Origin of the sequence: Streptomyces sp. NPDC102259 (assembly GCF_044766465.1) — a bacterium.
Classification (GTDB): domain Bacteria; phylum Actinomycetota; class Actinomycetes; order Streptomycetales; family Streptomycetaceae; genus Streptomyces.
The window spans coordinates 692,164-710,860 of sequence record NZ_JBIWMA010000001.1; the positions used below are offsets into that span (position 1 = coordinate 692,164).

General features: G+C 70.3%; 19 protein-coding genes. 12 read left to right on the forward strand and 7 right to left on the reverse strand.

What is annotated here, in order from left to right; all coding sequences use genetic code 11:
- Positions 1-32: 32 nt before the first annotated feature.
- From chvE to ACIRPU_RS03130, 4 genes are all read right to left on the reverse strand, one after another.
- On the reverse strand, positions 33-1,142 hold the full coding sequence (gene chvE, locus ACIRPU_RS03115; RefSeq protein ID WP_403860869.1) for a multiple monosaccharide ABC transporter substrate-binding protein: 1,110 nt from the start codon (positions 1,140-1,142) through the stop codon (positions 33-35).
- 149 nt (positions 1,143-1,291) lie between these two features.
- The gene (locus ACIRPU_RS03120) at positions 1,292-2,263 is read right to left on the reverse strand and encodes a hypothetical protein (RefSeq protein ID WP_403860872.1); all 972 of its coding nucleotides are present in this window, start codon (positions 2,261-2,263) and stop codon (positions 1,292-1,294) included.
- A gap of 119 nt (positions 2,264-2,382) precedes the next feature.
- Positions 2,383-3,387 carry an alcohol dehydrogenase catalytic domain-containing protein gene (locus ACIRPU_RS03125; RefSeq protein ID WP_355705666.1) on the reverse strand — a complete coding sequence of 335 codons (1,005 nt, stop codon included), beginning with the start codon at positions 3,385-3,387 and terminating at the stop codon, positions 2,383-2,385.
- Positions 3,384-4,544 (reverse strand): mandelate racemase/muconate lactonizing enzyme family protein, encoded by a 1,161-nt coding sequence (locus tag ACIRPU_RS03130; protein ID WP_384125117.1) that lies wholly within the window; start codon positions 4,542-4,544, stop codon positions 3,384-3,386. The genes ACIRPU_RS03125 and ACIRPU_RS03130 overlap by 4 nt, the downstream gene beginning before the upstream one ends.
- A 255-nt stretch (positions 4,545-4,799) precedes the next feature.
- Between ACIRPU_RS03130 and ACIRPU_RS03135 the strand changes: the two genes are divergently transcribed.
- From ACIRPU_RS03135 to yjfF, 6 genes are all read left to right on the forward strand, one after another.
- Positions 4,800-5,813: a hypothetical protein gene (locus ACIRPU_RS03135; protein WP_403860876.1), complete on the forward strand. Its 1,014-nt coding sequence runs from the start codon at positions 4,800-4,802 to the stop codon at positions 5,811-5,813.
- A 495-nt stretch (positions 5,814-6,308) separates the two neighbouring features.
- On the forward strand, positions 6,309-7,355 hold the full coding sequence (locus tag ACIRPU_RS03140; RefSeq protein ID WP_403860879.1) for a LacI family DNA-binding transcriptional regulator: 1,047 nt from the start codon (positions 6,309-6,311) through the stop codon (positions 7,353-7,355).
- 133 nt (positions 7,356-7,488) lie between these two features.
- Positions 7,489-8,496, forward strand: coding sequence for an ABC transporter substrate-binding protein (locus ACIRPU_RS03145; RefSeq protein ID WP_403860882.1), 1,008 nt, complete (start codon positions 7,489-7,491; stop codon positions 8,494-8,496).
- A 95-nt stretch (positions 8,497-8,591) separates the two neighbouring features.
- Positions 8,592-10,130, forward strand: a complete 1,539-nt coding sequence (locus ACIRPU_RS03150; RefSeq protein ID WP_403860885.1) for a sugar ABC transporter ATP-binding protein — start codon at positions 8,592-8,594, stop codon at positions 10,128-10,130.
- A complete protein-coding gene (locus ACIRPU_RS03155) occupies positions 10,127-11,248 on the forward strand; it encodes an ABC transporter permease (protein WP_403860888.1) in 1,122 nt (373 codons plus the stop codon). The genes ACIRPU_RS03150 and ACIRPU_RS03155 overlap by 4 nt, the downstream gene beginning before the upstream one ends.
- Positions 11,248-12,270: a galactofuranose ABC transporter, permease protein YjfF gene (yjfF, locus tag ACIRPU_RS03160; RefSeq protein WP_355705659.1), complete on the forward strand. Its 1,023-nt coding sequence runs from the start codon at positions 11,248-11,250 to the stop codon at positions 12,268-12,270. Before ACIRPU_RS03155 ends, yjfF begins: the two co-directional genes overlap by 1 nt.
- A 68-nt stretch (positions 12,271-12,338) precedes the next feature.
- Here yjfF and ACIRPU_RS03165 read toward each other — a convergent pair whose 3' ends face one another.
- Entirely contained in the window at positions 12,339-12,740 is a 402-nt protein-coding gene (locus tag ACIRPU_RS03165; RefSeq protein ID WP_355705658.1) for an ATP-binding protein, read from the reverse strand.
- Positions 12,741-12,920: 180 nt separating this feature from the next.
- Between ACIRPU_RS03165 and ACIRPU_RS03170 the strand changes: the two genes are divergently transcribed.
- The 3 genes from ACIRPU_RS03170 to ACIRPU_RS03180 are packed head-to-tail and all read left to right on the forward strand — an operon-like array spanning position 12,921 to position 14,457.
- Positions 12,921-13,463, forward strand: a complete 543-nt coding sequence (locus ACIRPU_RS03170; RefSeq protein WP_403860893.1) for a GntR family transcriptional regulator — start codon at positions 12,921-12,923, stop codon at positions 13,461-13,463.
- Complete coding sequence (locus ACIRPU_RS03175) at positions 13,460-14,254, forward strand: GntR family transcriptional regulator (protein WP_384119458.1); 795 nt, start codon at positions 13,460-13,462, stop codon at positions 14,252-14,254. Before ACIRPU_RS03170 ends, ACIRPU_RS03175 begins: the two co-directional genes overlap by 4 nt.
- Positions 14,251-14,457, forward strand: a complete 207-nt coding sequence (locus tag ACIRPU_RS03180; protein ID WP_403860897.1) for a hypothetical protein — start codon at positions 14,251-14,253, stop codon at positions 14,455-14,457. The genes ACIRPU_RS03175 and ACIRPU_RS03180 overlap by 4 nt, the downstream gene beginning before the upstream one ends.
- A gap of 123 nt (positions 14,458-14,580) precedes the next feature.
- On the opposite strand, the gene ACIRPU_RS03185 is transcribed toward ACIRPU_RS03180, so the two are convergent.
- Positions 14,581-15,033: a MarR family winged helix-turn-helix transcriptional regulator gene (locus tag ACIRPU_RS03185; RefSeq protein ID WP_403860900.1), complete on the reverse strand. Its 453-nt coding sequence runs from the start codon at positions 15,031-15,033 to the stop codon at positions 14,581-14,583.
- Positions 15,034-15,131: 98 nt separating this feature from the next.
- Between ACIRPU_RS03185 and ACIRPU_RS03190 the strand changes: the two genes are divergently transcribed.
- The gene (locus ACIRPU_RS03190; RefSeq protein ID WP_403860903.1) at positions 15,132-16,151 is read left to right on the forward strand and encodes an NADP-dependent oxidoreductase; all 1,020 of its coding nucleotides are present in this window, start codon (positions 15,132-15,134) and stop codon (positions 16,149-16,151) included.
- Positions 16,152-16,285: 134 nt separating this feature from the next.
- On the opposite strand, the gene ACIRPU_RS03195 is transcribed toward ACIRPU_RS03190, so the two are convergent.
- Positions 16,286-17,461 (reverse strand): serine hydrolase domain-containing protein, encoded by a 1,176-nt coding sequence (locus tag ACIRPU_RS03195; protein ID WP_403860906.1) that lies wholly within the window; start codon positions 17,459-17,461, stop codon positions 16,286-16,288.
- 279 nt (positions 17,462-17,740) lie between these two features.
- Between ACIRPU_RS03195 and ACIRPU_RS03200 the strand changes: the two genes are divergently transcribed.
- On the forward strand, positions 17,741-18,538 hold the full coding sequence (locus ACIRPU_RS03200; protein WP_403860909.1) for an EI24 domain-containing protein: 798 nt from the start codon (positions 17,741-17,743) through the stop codon (positions 18,536-18,538).
- Positions 18,535-18,663 carry a hypothetical protein gene (locus ACIRPU_RS03205; protein WP_403860912.1) on the forward strand — a complete coding sequence of 43 codons (129 nt, stop codon included), beginning with the start codon at positions 18,535-18,537 and terminating at the stop codon, positions 18,661-18,663. The genes ACIRPU_RS03200 and ACIRPU_RS03205 overlap by 4 nt, the downstream gene beginning before the upstream one ends.
- Positions 18,664-18,697: the final 34 nt, after the last annotated feature.

The window sequence follows — 18,697 nt, forward strand, 5'->3', positions numbered from 1 at the left end:
GGTCGTGCCTTCCAATCCTTGAGGGTCGACGCTTACTTGAGCTGGTCGGCCGTGTAGTAGCCGCCCTCGACGAGGACCTTCTCGTAGTTGGTCTTGTCCACGCTGACCGGCTGGAGCAGGTAGGCCGGGACGACCTTGGTGCCGTTGTCGTAGGTCTTGGTGTCGTTCGTCTCGGGCTTCTTGTCGTTGAGGACGTCGTCGACCATGGTCGTGGCGACCTTGGCGAGCTCACGGAGGTCCTTGTAGACGGTCTGGGTCTGGCCGCCCGCGATGATCGACTTCACCGAGGCCAGCTCGGCGTCCTGGCCGGTGAGGACCGGCAGCGGCTTGCTCGCGGAGCCGTAGCTGTCCGACTTCAGCGCCGACAGGATGCCGATGGAGATGCCGTCGTACGGCGAGAGGACCGCGTCGACCTTCTTGCTGCCGTACGACTTGGTGAGGATGTCGTCCATGCGCCTCTGCGCGGTCGCGCCGTCCCAGCGCAGGGTGGTGACCTGGGTGAGACCGGTCTGGCCGGACTGGACGACGAGCTTCTTGCTGTCGATGTACGGCTGGAGCACGCTCATCGCGCCGTTGAAGAAGTACTTGGTGTTGTTGTCGTCGTTGGAGCCGGCGAACAGCTCGATGTTGAACGGGCCCTTGCCGGACTTCAGGCCGAGCTTGTCGACGATGTAGCTGGCCTGGAGCTCGCCGACCTTGGTGTTGTCGAAGGACGCGTAGTAGTCGACGTTCTTCGTGCCGAGGATCAGGCGGTCGTAGGAGATGACCGGGATCTTGGCGTCGGCGGCCTGCTGGAGGACGTTGTTCAGCGACTTGTTGTCGATGGCAGCGACGATCAGCGCCTTGACGCCCTGCGTGATCAGGTTCTCGATCTGGGAGACCTGCTGGTCGGGGTCGTCCTCGCCGTAGACCAGCTTGGTCTTGTAGCCCTTGGCCTCGAGGTCCTTGACGACGTTGGCGCCGTCGGCGATCCAGCGCTCGGAGGACTTGGTCGGCATCGCGATACCGATGGTCCCGCCCTTGGCGCTGTCCGAGCCCTCGTCCTTGCTGCCGCCGTCGCCGCTCTGGCCGCAGGCGGACAGGGTCAGGGCGAGGGAGGCGGCTCCGGCTATGGCGGCGAGGGAGACTCTACGGTTGCGCATGATCATCATCCTTGATGTGTGCAGGGGTCGGTATCGCGGTGCGTAGGACGCTCCCGGAGCGATGCCGGGAAGAGTTGAAGAAGTGAAGAAGCGGTGTGTGGGATTCTGCGCGCCTGTGTCGGCTTCTGTGAAGCGGGGTTTCCGGAACGTTATGACTGGATGTCAAACCGCTTGAGTTCACCCGGCAGCCGCGAGCCGATCGGAGCCATGTCGCCGTCCGCGCCGTGCCGGGCGAGCAGGTCGAGGGCGAGCCGTCCACGCCGCACCCGTTCCCGGGCGGTGGAGAGCGCCAGATCCCGCAGGTGATGGCCGTACGGGTAGATTCCCGGGGCCTTGGACAGGCCGAACTTCAGGTACAGCGGTGCACCGCGCCTGATCAGCTCGGCGACCTCGTACATCCGGATGTAGCCGCCGAGATCGTCGGGGGCCTCGATGTACATGTCCATGGGGGCGGCGGACACCCGGCGGATCTCGGTGAGGTGGTCCAGGGTGAGGTCGCTGGGCACGTTGACCGAGTCGGCGCCGAGCTGCTCGTACACTGCGTAGGCCGCCGGGTTGACGGGCCCGATGAGCGCCGACACCTTCAGCGTGGTGTCGGCCGGGATGATGCCGGCCGCGCGGGCGCGGTGCAGCGTCCACAGCACGCCCTCGTCCGCGACGAGCAGGCACTTGACGCCCAGCTCCGTCGCCCGGACGGCGTCCTCGACGCAGCCGGCGACGGCGTCGTGACCGCGGGCGCGCAGCCCGCCGCCCCGGGAGTCGGTCCGGGTGGAGCCGCCGATGTCCCAGGTGCCGCGCGGCCCGGTGAACAGGCAGAGCTCGATGTCACGCTCGCCGGTGGCGTCGACCATCTCGGTGATCTCGGCGTCGGTCAGCATCCACACGCCGCTGCCCTGGCTGATCCGGTGGATCGGCACGTCGAGACGCGAGGCTTCCTTGAGGATGACGGCCAGCGCTTCGGGACCCTCGCACGAAGGGACCTCGGTGCGCCAGCGGCCGCCGTCGGGGAAGGTGTGGGCGGAGGCGTCGGCGGGGTCGAGGGCGGGCGCGCCCAGGCCGAGCGCGGTGAGCGCCTGCTCACCAGGTCGACGGGCTGCCGGGGCGGAAGCGTCGGTGGTCACATGCCGTCCTTCGTGTTCGATATTTCGGTCAAGGTTCGCGGCTCAGGTCGTACGGGTGTGGGTGTACGCCGATGCGGGGGCGGTCAGGTAGCCCCCGCACCGGCGTACGGCTCAGGGTTCTACGGCTTGAGCAGCACCTTGCCCACCTTCGGATCGCCTGATCCCACCAGGTCGATGGCCGCGGCGAACTCGGCGAGCGGCAGTTCGTGCGTGACCAGCGGCAGCGGATCCAGCAGCCCGGCCCCGAACACCCGGACGGTGTGCGACCAGGCGTCCGGCGGGGCCCCGAAGACGGTGTGCACCTCCAGCTGCCGTACGACCAGCTCCGTCGGGTCGAGCCCGTCGGCGCCCGGCGCCGGGATCCCGGTGAGGACCAGCCGGCCACCGCGCCGGAGCAGCGAGGCGGCGGTCCGCGCGGCGGACGCGGAACCGGCGGTCTCGATGACGACGTCGAAGTCGTCCGGGAGCGCCTGGTCCCTGGTCCTGAAGTCGGTGGCCCCGAACTGTCGGGAGAGGCCCTCCCGGTCGTTCCGGGTGCCCACGACCAGCAGCTCGGCGGGTGATCCCGCCTTCAGGAACTGAACGGCGAACATGCCCAGCGTCCCGGTGCCGACGACGGCCACCTTCTCGCCCGGCAGCGCGTGCGCCTTGATCGCGGCGGCCGCGATACAGGCGGCCGGCTCCAGCAGGGCGGCGGCGGTGAGGTCGGCGTCGTCCGGCAGGACGTGCAGCAGCCGGGCCGGGAGGGTGAGGGTGGCGGCCATGGCCCCCGGCTGGGTGAAGCCGGTCTCCTCGTACCCGTCGGTGCACAGCGTGGTCTCGCCCGCGTGACAGCGGTCGCAGACCTGGCAGTTGCGGAAGCCCTCGCCGACGACCTTGCGGCCGACGAGCGACGCGGGGACCCCGGCGCCGACCGCCTCGACCGTCCCGGACCACTCGTGGCCGGGGGTCAGCGGGTAGCGGACGTACCCCTCGGGGCGGTTGCCCTGGTACACCTCGCGGTCGCTGCCGCAGATGCCGGTGGCGTGGACGCGGACGAGCGCCTCGCCGGGTTCCGGCCGCCGCGGCTCGTGCGGGACGAGCCGGTGCTCGCCCGGCGCCTCGACGACGACGGCCGTACTCACTTGGTGCTGCCCTTGGGCTTGCGCTGCTCCCAGCCCTCGGCCCAGAGGTCGAAACGGGCCTGCTGCTGCGGGAACTCGGCGGCGGCGTCCACGTCGAGCTCGACGCCGAGACCGGGCGCGTGGGACAGCTCGAAGTAGCCGTCGACGACCTGCGGTGCCCCCTTGACGACCTTCTTGATCTCCGAGTCGGCGAAGTCGTTGAAGTGCTCGAGGATCTTGAAGTTCGGAGAGGTGAACCCGACCTGGAGCGAGGCCGCGGTGAGGACCGGGCCGCCGACGTTGTGCGGGGCGACGAGCACGTAGTGCGCCTCGGCGGTGGCGGCCAGCTTCCGGGTCTCCCAGATGCCGCCGATGTGGCCGACGTCCGGCTGGATGATGTCCACGGCCTGGCTCTCGAAGAGCTCACGGAACTCGACGCGGTCGTGGATGCGCTCACCGGTGGCGACGGGGATGTCGACCTTCGCGGCGACCTTCTCCAGTGCCTTCAGGTTCTCGGGCGGGCACGGCTCCTCCAGCCACGCGGGCTTGAAGGGCGCGAGCTCGTTCGCGAGCCGGACGGCGGTGGCGGGGGAGAAGCGGCCGTGCATCTCCAGCATCAGCTCGGCGTCCGGCCCGATGGCGTCGCGCACGGCCTCGATGAGGGAGACCGCGTACAGGGTCTGCTGGTGGTCCAGCTCGAAGTGCCCGGTGCCGAAGGGGTCGATCTTGAGCGCCTTGTAGCCGCGCTCCATGACGCCCTGGGCCGCCTTGTGGTAGGCCTCCGGGGTGCGCTCGGTGGTGTACCAGCCGTTGGCGTAGGCCTTGACCTTGTCGGTGACCTTGCCGCCGAGGAGCTGCCAGACGGGCACGCCCAGGGCCTTGCCCTTGATGTCCCAGCAGGCCATCTCGACGACGGCGATGCCCGACATCACGATCTCGCCGGCCCGCCCGTAGTCGCCGAACTTCATCCGGCGCACGAGGTCCTCGACAGCGAATGGGTCCGAACCGAGAATGTGGTTGGCCTGGGCCTCCTTCAGGTAGCCGATCAGCGCGTCGGTGTGACCCAGCATGCGGGTCTCTCCGACACCCGTGATGCCCTCGTCGGTGTGCACCAGGACGTAGGTCAGGTTGCGCCACGGCGTCCCGACCACGTGCGTGCTGATTCCGGTGATGCGCACGGAAGTTACCCTTCGGCTGTTCGAGATTTCGTCACATGTTCGAAATGCTGGGCAGACAGTAAGGATTGCGCGAGGCGAGTGTCAATGGGTCGAACAGGTAACGGTTTCGATAGTTTCGCTACTCCTTTCGAAAGTCGGCCCGTCCTGGTGTGGGCCAGGTCACTCGGACGGTCGCGCCGGTATGGCCGGTTCCCACACAACTTTCACAGGCAAAGCCGGGAACGCGCCTGTCCTGGAACTTAGTCTTCCCGCGTCATGGACTACTGCCACCCGTGCCGACGGCACCTCAACGGCGCCCTCGCCTGCCCGGGGTGCGGCGCACCTGCTCAACAGCTACGCGCGTATCCGCCCGGCACGCCCGGTCCGGAGCCGTGCGCGCAGGATACGTCGGCGCACCGGGCGCCCGGCGACTCGGACGATCACGGCTCCCCGGGCGCTCACGGCGACCGGGACGACCACGGCGACCGGGACGACCACGGCGCTCGGGACGACTACGGCGCTCGGGACGACTACGGCGCTGCGGACGGCCACGGCGCTCGGGACGACCGGGACGACCACGGCGCTCGGGACGACTACGGCGCTCGGGACGACTACGGCGCTGCGGACGGCCACGGCGCTCGGGACGACCGGGACGATCACGAGGCTCGGGACGGTCACGACGATCACGGAGCCGAGAGCGGCGAGCCGCGGGGCCGGGCCGCGCGTCGCCGCGAGCAGGGCCGGGGTGGCCGCCGCGGCCCCCAGGGCGCGACCGCCGCGCCGGACGCGAGTCGCCGCGACCGCAAGGCCTCGGCCCACCGCCGACGCCGCAAGCGCATCGTACTGATCACCGTCGGCTTCGCACTCGCGGCCGGCGGCCTGAGCCTGGCCGAACTCGGCGTGGACGCACCGGGGTTCACCTCGCCCGGGAACCCGGCGGCGGCCGGCGGCGAGGCGTCCGAGGTCGACGGGTCGTCGTCGGGGCCGAGCGCGTCCGCGCGGGCCCTCGACGACCGGACCGACACGGGCGGCGACGACGCCTCGGCCTCCCCGAGCGCCTCCGCCTCCCCGTCGGCGTCGGAGTCCGCGAAGGACGGGTCGGCCACGCCGAGCCCGGACAAGGAGGCCCAGTCGGCCACCCTCCCCGGCTCCTCCGGGTCGACCTCCGGATCGACCCCGTCCGACTCGGGCTCGGACTCCACCCCGACCGCCGACCCCTCGACGCCGGAGGCGACCCCGGACCCGTCGCCCTCGCAGACGTGCACGCGCTTCCTGTGGTGGTGCTCGTAGAGCTCCGCCGGAGCCGACAGCTCCGCTTCCGGTCCCGCTGAGCGGTCTTCATGTGGGCCGTCCACGGCCGCGCGACGGACGCCCCGGTTTGGCCGAAATCGATGTGTGGTGAAGCGGGTTGGGGATGTTCGGACCGCGCGTCCCGTCGCCGGGCCGCCGGCCGGTGCGCGGCCGCCGCCAGCCTTCCGGCCTGTGACCAGGGACGATGCACCGTCCCCGCTCTGCGCGTTATGGAACCGTGACGACGTTCCCGTGCAGCCCTCTTGACCGCCGTGAATTGTTAGCGCTCACAATGACCTCCGCATTCACCAGTCGGCGACGACGTCAACACGGGGAGGTACGAGCGGTCGTGCCCGCAGCGTCCCAACTCGCCCACACCCCCGGTGTCGTCGGGCCCACCGGGATCCCGGAGTGAAGCCGGCGGCGCGGAACCCTCCGCCCACCCCGCAGGACGTACAGGACTTATCAGCAGCCGAACGCCAAGGAGGTGCGGCCGTGACACACACCCGGCTCCGGCCGCCCACCATGGCCGACGTGGCGCGCATGGCCGGCGTGTCCCACCAGACCGTGTCCCGCGTGCTGGGGGAGCACCCCAACGTGCGGGACGAGACCCGGGCCAGGGTGCTGCGGGCGATCGAGGAGATGGGCTACCGCCGCAACTTCTCCGCACGGGCCCTGGCCACCCGGCGCACCCGCACGCTCGGCGTGGTCGCCTCCGACACCACCCTCTACGGGCCGGCCAGCACGCTGTTCGCGCTCGAGGAGGCGGCACGCGCCGAGGGGTACCTCGTCTCGACGGTCAGTCTGCGCGAACTGACCATGGAGAAGCTCTCCGAGGCCCTGGACCACCTCAGCGAGGGCGGGGTGGAGGGAGTGGTCGCCATCGCCCCGCAACGGTCGGCGGTGGACGCTCTGGCCGAACTGCGCCACCCCTTCCCGGTGGTGGTCGTGGGCGGCGAACCGGGCATGGACATCCCTCGCGTCGGTGTGGACCAGCACCTGGGAGCGCGGCTGGCGACCGGTCACCTGCTGGCCGCCGGTCACCGCACGGTCTGGCACCTCGCCGGACCCGAGGACTGGCAGGAGGCGGCCGACCGGGCCGCCGGCTGGCGGGCCACCCTCGAAGCGGCGGGCGTCGAGCCGCCCATGCTGCTGCGGGGGGACTGGAGTCCGCTGTCGGGCTACCGTGCGGGCCAGGAACTGGCCGGCTGGGTGGGCCGCGGACTGACCGCCGTCTTCGTCGCCAACGACCAAATGGCGCTGGGGGTGTTGCGGGCCCTGCGGGAAGCGGGGGTCCGGACTCCGCAGGACGTCGCGGTGGTCGGCTTCGACGACATCCCGGAGTCGGAGTTCTTCGCTCCGCCGCTCACCACCGTCCGGCAGGACTTCTCGACGGTGGGCCAGCGAGGCATCGCGCTGCTCCTGGAGCAGATCGAGGGCCGGCCGGCCGCCGGTACGCCCCGGATCGCGATCGAACCCCAACTCGTCGTACGCGCAAGCACTTTCCCGAGCGCCGCCCAACCGGAGGGCGCACCCCACTGACGGACCCCGTCGGAACCCTGACCAGCAGTATGGCCGAAATGCCGAACAGTGATCGACAGGCTGGACGCAGCGCGGCCGGTTCATCGAGTACCAGCAGGTCCATCCCCGGGCCGGCTCTTCAAAGGAGAAGAACATGCTCAGCAGAAGGAACTTCCTCACCGCGGCGGTCGGCGTGGCGGCGGCGGGTGGCCTGGCGGCCTGCGCCAAGGAGGACGACAACGCGTCCAGCAGCTCCTCCGGGGACGGCGGCAAGGCCATCACGCTCGGCTTCTCCCAGGTCGGCTCGGAGAGCGGCTGGCGCAGCGCCAACACGGACTCGGTGAAGGCGGCGGCCAAGGAGGCGGGCTACACCCTCAAGTTCTCCGACGCCCAGCAGAAGCAGGAGAACCAGATCTCCGCGATCCGCAGCTACATCACCCAGGGAGTGGACGTCATCGCCTTCTCGCCGGTGGTCGTCACCGGCTGGGACGCGGTGCTGAAGGAGGCCAAGGCCAAGAAGATCCCGGTGGTCCTCACCGACCGCTCCGTCGAGACCTCCGACGAGTCCCTGTATGTGACCCTGGTCGGCTCCGACTTCACCGACGAGGGCCGCCGCGCCGCCAGGATCCTCGAGAAGGTCATCGCGAAGGCCGGGCTCAAGGGCGCGGTGAAGATCGCCCAGCTGGAGGGCACCACCGGCGCCGCCCCGGCGATCGAGCGCGCCAAGGGCTTCAAGGAGGTCATGGACGCCGACCACGCGAGCGACTGGAAGGTCGTCGTCAGCCAGACCGGTGACTTCACCCGGGCCGGCGGCAAGCAGGTCATGGCGGCCTTCCTCCAGTCCAACCCGGACATCAACGTCCTCTTCGCGCACAACGACGACATGGCCATCGGCGCCATCCAGTCCATCGAGGCGGCCGGCAAGAAGCCCGGCAAGGACATCCTGATCGTCTCGATCGACGGCGTGAAGGACGGCTTCGTGGCCATGTCCGAGGGCAAGATCAACGCCATCGTCGAGTGCAACCCGCTCCTCGGCCCGCAGCTGATGGACGTCGTCAAGAAGGTCAAGGACGGCGAGACGGTCGAGCGCTGGATCAAGACCAAGGAGGGCGACTTCATGCAGGACCAGGCCGCGGCCGCGCTCCCGAGCCGCAAGTACTGACCGACCGCACCCACCGGCAGGGAGCCTCCGGCCGACCGAGCCGTCGGTCCCGGGGCTCCCTGCGGGCCTGAACGAATCTCATGAGGAGCGCTGCCATGGCAGAGCCACGGCCCGTCCTGGAAATGACGGGCATAGTCAAGGAGTTTCCGGGGGTACGGGCTCTGTCGGACGTCGACTTCCGGCTCTTCCCCGGCGAGATCCACGCCCTGATGGGCGAGAACGGCGCGGGCAAGTCCACCCTCATCAAGGTGCTCACGGGGGTCTACTCCCTGGACGGCGGCACGATCACGCTGGACGGCGGGGCCGTGCGGATCGCCAGCCCGCTGGAGGCCCAGCGGGCCGGTATCAGCACCGTCTACCAGGAGGTCAACCTCTGCCCCAACCTGTCGGTGGCGGAGAACATCTTCATCGGGCGTGAACCGACCCGGATGGGCCGCATCCAGTGGAAGCAACTGCGCCGTCAGGCAGCGGAGTTGGTGGACCGGCTCGGACTCGACATCGACGTCACCGCCCCGCTGTCCTCGTACCCGCTGGCCGTGCAGCAACTGGTCGCGATCGTCAGGTCGTTGAACACCGGTGACGGCGACGGCGACGGACCGGGCACCAAGGTGCTGATCCTCGACGAGCCGACGTCCAGCCTCGACCGTGACGAGGTCCTCCAACTGTTCGCGCTGATGAGGCGGTTGAAGGACGAGGGCGTCGCGATCCTGTTCGTCTCGCACTTCCTGGACCAGATCTACGAGGTCTGCGACCGGATGACCGTGCTGCGCAACGGCACCCTCGTCGGTGAGCACATGGTGCGCGACCTCGACCAGGTCGGCCTCGTCCAGCTCATGCTCGGCAAGGCCATGGGCCAGCTGGACGAGCTCCACGAACACCAGCTGCACTCCGACGCGGGCGAGACGCTGCTCGAGGCGGACGGCCTCGGCCGGACCGGCGGCATCGCCCCGTTCGACATGAAGATCAGGAAGGGCGAGGTGATCGGGCTCGCCGGCCTGCTCGGATCGGGCCGGACCGAACTCGCCCGGCTGCTCTTCGGCGCCGACCAGCCGGACACCGGCAAGGTGTCCATCGGCGGCAAGCAGATCTCGATGAGCGCCCCGAACGACGCGATCGGCGCCGGGGTCGCCTTCTGCTCAGAGAACCGCAAGAGCGAGGGCCTGGTGCCCGACCTGACGGTGCGCGAGAACATCATCCTGGCCCTACAGGCCGCGCGCGGCTGGACCCGGCCCATCCCGGTCGCCCAGCGCGACGAACTCGTCGCCAAGTACATCAAGGCGCTGGACATCCGCCCCGCCAACCCCGAGGCCCGGGTCGGCCGGCTCAGCGGCGGCAACCAGCAGAAGGTACTGCTGGCCCGCTGGCTGATCACGAGTCCGAAGCTGCTGATCCTGGACGAGCCGACGCGCGGCATCGACATCGGCGCCAAGGCGGAGATCCAGAAGCTCGTCGTCTCGCTCTCCGAGGACGGCATGTCGGTGCTGTACATCGCGGCCGAGCTGGAGGAGGTACTCCGGCTCAGTCACACCATCGGAGTGCTGCGCGACCGCCGGCTGGTGGCGCAGATCGCCAACGGGCCCGAGATCACCACGAGCCGGATCCTGGAGACCATCGCGAGCGGAGAGCACCAGTGACCACCCCTTCGACCGCCCCTTCCCGGTGGCGAGCACTGACCCACCACCACCTGTTCTGGCCGGTGGCGGTCCTGGTCCTGCTGCTGCTCGTCAACGTCCCCTTCACGCCCGACTTCTTCTCGATCAAGATGGCGGACGGCCACCTCTACGGCAGCCTCGTCTCGATCGTGCTGTTCGGATCGCCCCTCATCCTGGTGGCGGTCGGCATGACCCTGGTCATCGCCACCGGCGGCATCGACCTCTCCGTCGGCGCCGTGGTCGCCATCACCGGGGCACTGGCCTGCTCGTACATCAGCGACCAGTCGGACCAGGGCGCCCTGTCCGGGGTGCTGCTCGCCATGGGCCTGGGCCTGCTGGCCGCGGTCGTCTGTGGTCTGTGGAACGGCTTCCTGGTCGCCAGGATGGGCATCCAGCCGATCATCGCCACCCTGATCATCATGGTCGCCGGGCGCGGTGTCGCCCAGCTGATCACCGACGGCCAGATCATCACGATCAACAGCGAGCCGTACAAGTTGATCGGCGGCGGCTACTGGCTGACCCTGCCGTTCTCCATCTTCGTGGTGGCCGTGGTCGTGGCCGTCACCGTGGTGCTGACCCGCCGCACGGCACTCGGCCTGCTGGTCGAGGCGGTCGGCGGCAACGCCGAGGCCAGCCGCCTGGTGGGCATCAGGTCCCGGCGCATCAAGATCATGGTGTACGCGTTCTGCGCGCTCTGCGCGGGCATCGCCGGCCTGATGATCAGCTCCAACACCTCGGCCGCCGACGGCAACAACGCCGGTCTGTGGATCGAACTCGACGCGATCCTCGCCGTGGTGATCGGCGGCACCTCGCTCCTGGGCGGCCGGTTCTCCGTCGGCGGCACGGTGGTCGGCGCCCTCGTCATCCAGACCCTGACCACCACGATCTACACCATCGGCGTGCCGACCCAGACCAACCTGGTCTTCAAGGCCGCCGTCGTCATCGTCGTCTGCCTGCTCCAGTCCCCGAAGTTCCGCGCCAAGGTGTTCGGCGCCAGGTTCGGCTCCGGATCCGGCGCGAAGGGAAGCGGCAAGCAGGCCGCGGCCCCGGCGGACCCCGCCGCGGCGTCCGAGGCCGCCCCCAAGATGGAGGTGTCGTGATGAGCGCGACCACCCAGAGCCCCACGGCCTCCGACAGCCGTACCCCGTCCAAGGCCGCGCGCCTGCTCGGCGACCGGCGCCTGCCCGTCGCGGTGACGGCCCTGCTCTTCCTGCTGATGTACACCGTGGGCCTGAGCCGGTACCAGAACTACGGGTTCGGCGAACCGCAGGTCTTCCTGAACCTGTTCATCGACAACGGCTATCTGCTCGTCGCCGCGGTCGGTGTCACCTTCGTCATCCTGTCCGGCGGCATCGACCTGTCCGTGGGCTCGATGATCGGCTTCACGACGATGTTCACGGCCTGGCTGGTGGAGCGGCAGGGGCTGCCGCTGCTGCTGGTGATCCCCATGGCGCTGGGCGTGGGCGCGCTCGGCGGATTCCTGATGGGCTATGTGATCCACAACTTCGAGATCCAGCCCTTCATCGTGACCCTCGCCGGCCTCTTCCTCTTCCGTGGCCTGTGCCTGGTCATCAGCAAGGAGTCGATCTCCATCGGCGACTCCTCGGTGAGCAGCATGGCCCAGGCGCAGGTGTCGCTGGGGATGGGCTTCCTGTCGATCGGCGCGATCGTCTCGCTGGTCGTCCTCGCCGTGGCGTTCTACGTCCTGCACTACACCCGTTTCGGGCGCCGGGTGTACGCCATCGGCGGCAACGAACAGTCGGCCATGCTGATGGGCCTCCCGCAGGGCGGCACGAAGATCGCCGTGTACACCGTGAGCGGGTTCTGCTCGGCGCTGGCCGGACTGCTCTTCACCCTGTACATCCAGTCCGGCGACCCGTTGCACGCGACCGGCATGGAACTCGACGCGATCGCCGCGGTGGTCATCGGCGGCACGCTGCTCACGGGCGGCTCCGGGTACGTGCTGGGCACCCTGTTCGGAGTGCTGGTGCTCGGCCTGATCAAGAGCATCATCCAGTTCGAGGGCACGCTCAGCTCCTGGTGGACGAAGATCGCCACCGGGGTGCTGCTGTGCGCGTTCATCCTGGTCCAGCGCTTCATGACGACCCGCAAGAAGACCTGAGCCCCAGGACCTGAGCCGGAGGACCTGAGCCCACGTGACGCTCCCGGCCCGGAGGCCGGGAGCCGTCGTCAGGGCGATCCGGGCCGGCTCTCCGTCTTGAAGGTCACCCACACCGTCTTGCCGACGGGGTGTTCGGTGATGCCCAGGTCGTCCGCCAGTTCCCGCGCCAGGAAGAGGCCCCGGCCCGAACAGGCGTCGGGGGCCGGCGGGCACGCGGGGACGGGATGGTCGCCGGTGTCGCGTACGGCGAGGCGGACCAGGGGGCCGTCCAGGGTGAGGGTCACGCAGTACTGCCGGCCGGGGGGCACCCCGTGCAGCAGGGCGTTCGTGGCGAGCTCCGACACGCACAGCTCTATGTCGTCCAGCCGGTCGACGCGGCCCCAGTCGCTCAGCACCTGGTGGACGAAGACCCGGGCGGCCCGCACGGAGGCGCGCGAGCGGGGGAAACGACGTTGCCGTGACAGGGGCACGGGGGCACCTCCGGTGGTCCTGGGGCGTCCTGCGGCGAAACCTTACTGTTATTCGCGAAAGGTAACAAGGTCGTGAAGGGTGGCTGATGGTGGCTGAGGGTGGCGGTTGGCGGATGAGTCAAGTCGCCTACCGTGTAGGGCGGCAGGGTCGAAAGAACGGTCGGCCGTACAGGAGGAGTCGTGGATGCGAGCGGATGGGTCAGCACATCGTTGCCGTATCTGACGCCACGGGGCACCGGGCAGGGCGACGCCTGGGCGGCCGAGGCCGCGGCACAGGGGCGGCGCGGCACCCAGCGCATCCTGTACGCCGGTGAGGTGCCCGCCCCCGCCGACGTGGCGGCGCTGCTCGGCGTCCCCGAGGGCGAGCCGGCCGTCGTACGCCGACGGCTGATCCTCCTCGACGAGGAGCCCAGCGAGCTCACCGACACGTACTACCCGACGGCCATAGCCGCGGGCACCCGTCTCGCCGGGACCGCCAAGATCCCCGGCGGAGCCCTCACCCTGCTCGCCGAGCTCGGTCACGTCGGCGTCCTTGTGCGGGAGGACGTGACGGCCGGGATCCCGGACGAGGGGGAGCGCCGGGTCCTGCGGACCGCCCCCGAGGAACCGGTCCTGCGGCTCGTCCGGCTCACGCTGGACCACGCCGACCGGCCGATCCAGGTCGACCGTATGGTGATGCCTGCCCTACGGCAGAGGCTGCGCTACCAGATCAGGATCGGATGACCGTGCCCAAGGCAGACCCGGAAGCCGTCGACCGCCGCTCCCTGCACGAGCGCATCGCGGCCGATCTGCGCGACGACATCATGAGCGGAGAGCTCGCCCCCGGCGCCAACCTGCCCACCACCGCCCAGCTCAAGGAACGCTTCGAGGCGTCGAGCGCCACGGTCCAGAAGGCCCTGCAACTCCTCAAGGAAGAACGCCTGGTGGTCGGCAGGGCGGGCGCCGCCGTCACCGTCCGCGAGCACCGCCAGCGCACCGTCCGGCCCGCCACGCTCATGAGGCCGGGCAGCCCCGGAGCGCCCTACCGCTGGCTCACCGAGGCGGCCAAGCACGGCACGCACGCCCGCATCCAGCTTCTCGACGTGGCCGAGAGCCACCCGCCCGCCGACGTCCGCGCCGCCCTCGACCTCCCGGCCGACGGCATCGCGCTGCTCCGCGGCCAGATACTCCTCGTCGACGACGAGCCCGCCGAACTCGTCGAGTCCTACTACCCGCTGGACATCGCCCGGGGCACGCCGCTGGCCGAGCGCCGCAGGATCAGGGGCGGCACGCCCGCCCTGCTGACCGAGCTCGGCCACCCGCCCCGGCGCAGCACGGACCGGATCTCCGCCCGGGTCCCCACCCAGGCCCAGTACCAGGCACTCCGCCTCACCAGCTGCATGCCGGTCCTGCGTACCCTGCGCCTGATCCACAGTGACGGCGACCGCCCCGTCGAGGCCACCGTGATGGTGAAGGCGGGCCATCTCTACGAACTACAGTACGAGTTCACAGCGGAAGGAGGGGGAGGAGCGTGATCGTGCTCGTCCTCTCGGCGATCCTCGCCCTCGTCATCGGCGGCTGCGCCTGCATCTGGTGGGCGGAGCGGGGCGGCCCCCGCTGGGTGCGCGTCGTGGCCCTCGTGACCGTGACGATCGGCGAAGTGCTCCACGAGGCCAACCGCGGGAAGCGGAAGTCGGGCTGGGGCGGCTCGGGCGACTCGGGTGGTTCGGACGACTGAGGCGGAACCGGGAGGCGCAAGGACGCGCCCCCGGCCGGCCCTCGCCGTCAGGCCTGTCCGCTCTCCGTGCCCAGCATGCGCCGCAGCAGCCCCCGCAGCGCCACCCGCCCCGGCCCCTCGCCGTCAGGCCTGGCCGCTCTCCGTGCCCAGCATGCGCCGCAGCAGTCCCCGCAGCGCCACCCGCTCCTCCTCCGCCAGTCCCGCCAGCGGCTCCCGCGCGAACCGCAGCGACTCGCGCAGCCCCTTGGCTATCTCCCGGCCCTCGACCGTGGCCGCCGCCAGCTTCACCCGGCGGTCGGCCGGATCGGGACGCCGCTCGACCAGGCCGCGGGACTCCAGACGGTCGACGATGCCGGTCACGTTGGACGGCTCACACTTCAGTTTCTGCGCCAGCTTCCGCATCGGCAGCGGCTCCAGCGAGAGCAGGCTCAGCAGCCGCGCCTGTGCGCCGGTGAGGGCGTGACCTGCGGCGGCTTCCTCGTAGTCCTCGTAGTAGCGGGCCACGACCTCGCCGATCAGGCCGACGACCTCCATGGTCAGGGCATCGGGGAGCGGGGCCGGATGTGGGGTGGGCATGCGTTCAGGGTACCCCGTTACTTGACATCCTGAAATATTCAGGAGCATGGTTGTTTCAGGTAGTGAAGCATTTGCGAGCGCAGGAAAGGCAGCCCCCCATGACCGAGTCGGCCCTCCCCACCACCAGCCGCGAATGGCGTCTGCTCAGCCGTCCCGTCGGCTGGCCGAAGCCCGAGGACTTCGAGCTGGCCGACGCGGAGATCCGGCAGCCCGGCCCGGGTGAGGTGCTGGTCCGCAACGCCTACGTCTCCGTCGACCCCTACATGCGCGGCCGGATGAGCGCGGCCAAGTCGTACGTGGCCCCCTTCGAGCTGGGCAAGGTCATGCAGGGCGGGGCGGTCGGCGAGGTCGTCGCCTCCGCCGCCGAGGGCGTCTCCGTCGGCGATCACGTCCTGCACTTCGGCGGCTGGCGCGAGTACGCCACCTTCGACGCCAAGCAGGCCGTCAAGGTCGACCCCGAGGCCGCGCCCCTCTCCACCTACCTCGGCGTCCTCGGGATGACGGGTCTCACCGCCTACGCGGGCCTGCTGCGCACCGGCTCCTTCAAGGAGGGCGACTCCGTCTTCGTGTCGGGCGCGGCCGGCGCCGTCGGCAGCCAGGTCGGCCAGATCGCCAGGCTGAAGGGCGCCTCCCGGGTCATCGGCTCGGCAGGCTCCGACGAGAAGGTCAAGCTGCTCGTCGAGGAGTACGGCTTCGACGCCGCCTTCAACTACAAGAACGGACCCGTCGCGGCGCAGCTGCGCGAGGCCGCTCCCGACGGCGTCGACGTCTACTTCGACAACGTCGGCGGCGATCACCTCGAAGCGGCCATCGGCTCGCTCAACGAGAAGGGCCGCATCGTGATCTGCGGCATGATCTCCGTCTACAACAACACCGAGCCGGCCCCCGGCCCGAAGAACCTCGCCCGCCTCATCGCGACCCGCGGCCGTATCGAGGGCCTCCTGGTCGGCGACCACTACGACCTCCAGCCGGAGTTCGTCCGGGAGGTCGGCGCCTGGGTCCGCTCCGGCGAGCTGAAGTACCGCGAGACGGTCGTCGAGGGCATCGAGAACAACCTGGAGGCGTTCCTCGGGGTGCTGCGCGGCGACAACACCGGAAAGATGATCGTCAAGCTCTGACCTCCGGTCCGTGACACCGCCCTGACCGGTCGTCACGTACGACGAAGGCCGCACCCCTGGACGTGGGGCGCGGCCTTCGCTCTTGTCCCGGCGATCCGTCGGGGCCCGGCGGATCGCCGCGGCAGGCAGGTTCGTCAGCCGGTGGTCAGGGCCGCCGTGTGCACCGCTGCCGCCAGGCGGTCGTTCTCCGGGGCGGAGCCGCCCGGGAAGGCGAACCGGCGCCGGGTGTAGCCGTAGGCGAGACCGCTGCGCGGATCCGCGAAGGCCTGGCAGCCGCCCGCCCCGCTGTGGCCGAAGGCCCCGGCGCCGAGGAACGGGTGCCAGGTGTCGGCGGTCGCCTGGAAGCCCAGTCCGTACGACTTGTGCGAGCGCGCCACCACGTCGTAGCCCACCGAGTGCAGTTGTCCGAACTCCGCCGCCGTGTCCTCCTTGAGCAGCGGCGCCTTCCCGCCGACCTCGCTGATCGCCGCCGCGTACAGCCCGGCCAGCCCGCGCGCCGAGGCCACCCCGCCCACCGAGGCCGGCCCCTTGGCCCGGATCAGGGGGTCGTTCGGCAGGAGTTCCAGGTCGGTCGGCTCGGCGGCGTGCCGGTTGAAGGCGACGGCGGCGAGCGTGTGCGGCCCGCCCGGCAGGGAGTCCAGCAGCGCCCGCTGCTCGGCGGTCGGCGCCATCGGCTGAGCGGTGCGGAACCGCGGCTCGTGCGCCCGGGGCAGCCCCAGGAAGAAGTCCAGCCCGTACGGGACGCGCACCCGCTCCTCGTACACCTCCTGGAGCGTACGGCCGGTGGCCCGCCGTACGACCTCGCCGGTGAGCGCCCCGATGACCAGCCCGTGGTAGCCGAAGGCGGTGCCCGGTCGCCAGAACGGCCGCTGGTCGGCGAGGCGTTCGGCGATCTGCCGGTCGTCGGCCAGCTCCTGCGGCGAGAACCCGCTGTCCGTGCCGATCACCCCGGCCCGGTGCGCGAGCAGCTCGCGCAGGGTCAGCGCGCCCTTGCCCTCGGCCGCGAACTCCGGCCAGTAGTAGGTGACTTTGCGGTCCAGCTCCAGGGTGCCCTCCTGGACGAGGAGCGCGACGACCAGGTGGGCAGCGCCCTTGGTCGACGAGTAGACGCCGTAGAGCGAGTCGGGGCCGGCGCCGTCGCCGGGCACCCACAGGTCGACCACTCGCCGCCCGTGCACATGGGCGCACAACTGGCCCTCGTAGTCGGGCTTCTCCTCCGCCACGAACGTGGCGAACGCCTCCCGTACCGCTTCGAATCCGTCGGCGACCGTGCCGTGGATCTCCCTCGTCGTCCCAGTCAATCGAGTCATCCGCTCTCCTCAACCAGCCCACTGCTCGCGTGTGCCGACAAGTCCTTCGAGCTCGGCTTCTCCCCGTGCCACGCCGTCGCACCGAAATACCTCGCCGGACCTGCCGAGACCGTTGCCTCTGTAGATCGGTACGGCGAGGTGTACCCGTTCGACTCAACCGCGTCGAGGAGGTGTTGGTGTCACCGATGCCCCGGATGGCCCACGAGGGCCGCCGCAGGCGTGCGGCGCGTGGCGTGCGGCCGCCGGTCATGAAATGTGCACGACCGATAGAGTTCGGCCATGCGCGATCTTGGGGTGGGGTTCACGTACCTCCTGAAGGGCCAGCGGTGGGTGGCCCGGCACGGCAAGCAGTACGGGTTCGGACTCGTTCCCGGCCTGATCACACTTGTCCTCTACGCGGCGGCCCTGGTGGCGCTCGCGGTGTGGGGCGAGGACTTCGTCGGGTGGTCGACACCGTTCGCCGACGACTGGACGAGCCCCTGGCGCGGACTGTTCCGCGGCTTCCTCGTCGCCGTGCTGTTCGCCCTCGGCCTGCTGCTCGCCGTCCTCACCTTCACCGCGGTCACCCTGCTCATCGGGCAGCCGTTCTACGAGAGCCTCTCCGAGAAGGTCGACCGGGACGTCTCGCCCGACGGCACGGCCCCCGAGTCCGGGCTGCCGCTCTGGCGCGAACTGTGGATCTCCGGCCGCGACAGCCTCCGCATCCTGTGCCGCGCGCTGCTGTGGGCCGTGCTGCTGTTCGCCCTCGGGTTCATCCCGGTCGTCGGGCAGACGGTGGTTCCGGTGATCGGCTTCTTCGTCACGGGCTTCTTCCTCACCCAGGAACTCGCCTCCGTCGCCCTCCAGCGCCGGGGCGTCGACCTGCGGGCCCGGCTCGCCCTGCTCCGCTCCCGCAAGGCCCTGATCTGGGGCTTCGGCACCCCCCTGGGGCTGGCCTTCCTGGTGCCGGTCGTCGCGGTGTTCCTGATGCCGGGCGCGGTCGCGGGGGCCACCCTGCTGGCCCGTGAGCTGCTCGGCGAGGAGATCTCCGACGGCGACGGGGCCGGCACCCCGAAGGAGGAGAGCGCCACCTCATGACCGAGCTGCTCGCCGTGGCCCTCATCACCGTGCCGGCGGTCATCGCCCCCGGCGCCGACTTCGCGGTCATCGGCTCGGTCCTGGCGGGCCTGGGCGTCAGCCAGGCCCTGGCGCCCTCGCACTGACTCGATGCCGGCGACCGAGCGCCGGCGACCGAGC

Excerpts from the sequence above, each read along its gene's own strand:
- chvE (WP_403860869.1), bottom strand. The coding sequence starts at position 1,142 with ATGCGCAACCGTAGAGTCTCCCTCGCCGCCATAGCCGGAGCCGCCTCC.
- ACIRPU_RS03135 (WP_403860876.1), top strand. The coding sequence starts at position 4,800 with ATGGACTACTGCCACCCGTGCCGACGGCACCTCAACGGCGCCCTCGCC.
- ACIRPU_RS03145 (WP_403860882.1), top strand. The coding sequence starts at position 7,489 with ATGCTCAGCAGAAGGAACTTCCTCACCGCGGCGGTCGGCGTGGCGGCG.
- ACIRPU_RS03150 (WP_403860885.1), top strand. The coding sequence starts at position 8,592 with ATGGCAGAGCCACGGCCCGTCCTGGAAATGACGGGCATAGTCAAGGAG.
- yjfF (WP_355705659.1), top strand. The coding sequence starts at position 11,248 with ATGAGCGCGACCACCCAGAGCCCCACGGCCTCCGACAGCCGTACCCCG.
- ACIRPU_RS03175 (WP_384119458.1), top strand. The coding sequence starts at position 13,460 with ATGACCGTGCCCAAGGCAGACCCGGAAGCCGTCGACCGCCGCTCCCTG.
- ACIRPU_RS03185 (WP_403860900.1), bottom strand. The coding sequence starts at position 15,033 with ATGCCCACCCCACATCCGGCCCCGCTCCCCGATGCCCTGACCATGGAG.
- ACIRPU_RS03190 (WP_403860903.1), top strand. The coding sequence starts at position 15,132 with ATGACCGAGTCGGCCCTCCCCACCACCAGCCGCGAATGGCGTCTGCTC.
- ACIRPU_RS03195 (WP_403860906.1), bottom strand. The coding sequence starts at position 17,461 with ATGACTCGATTGACTGGGACGACGAGGGAGATCCACGGCACGGTCGCC.
- ACIRPU_RS03200 (WP_403860909.1), top strand. The coding sequence starts at position 17,741 with ATGCGCGATCTTGGGGTGGGGTTCACGTACCTCCTGAAGGGCCAGCGG.
- ACIRPU_RS03205 (WP_403860912.1), top strand. The coding sequence starts at position 18,535 with ATGACCGAGCTGCTCGCCGTGGCCCTCATCACCGTGCCGGCGGTCATC.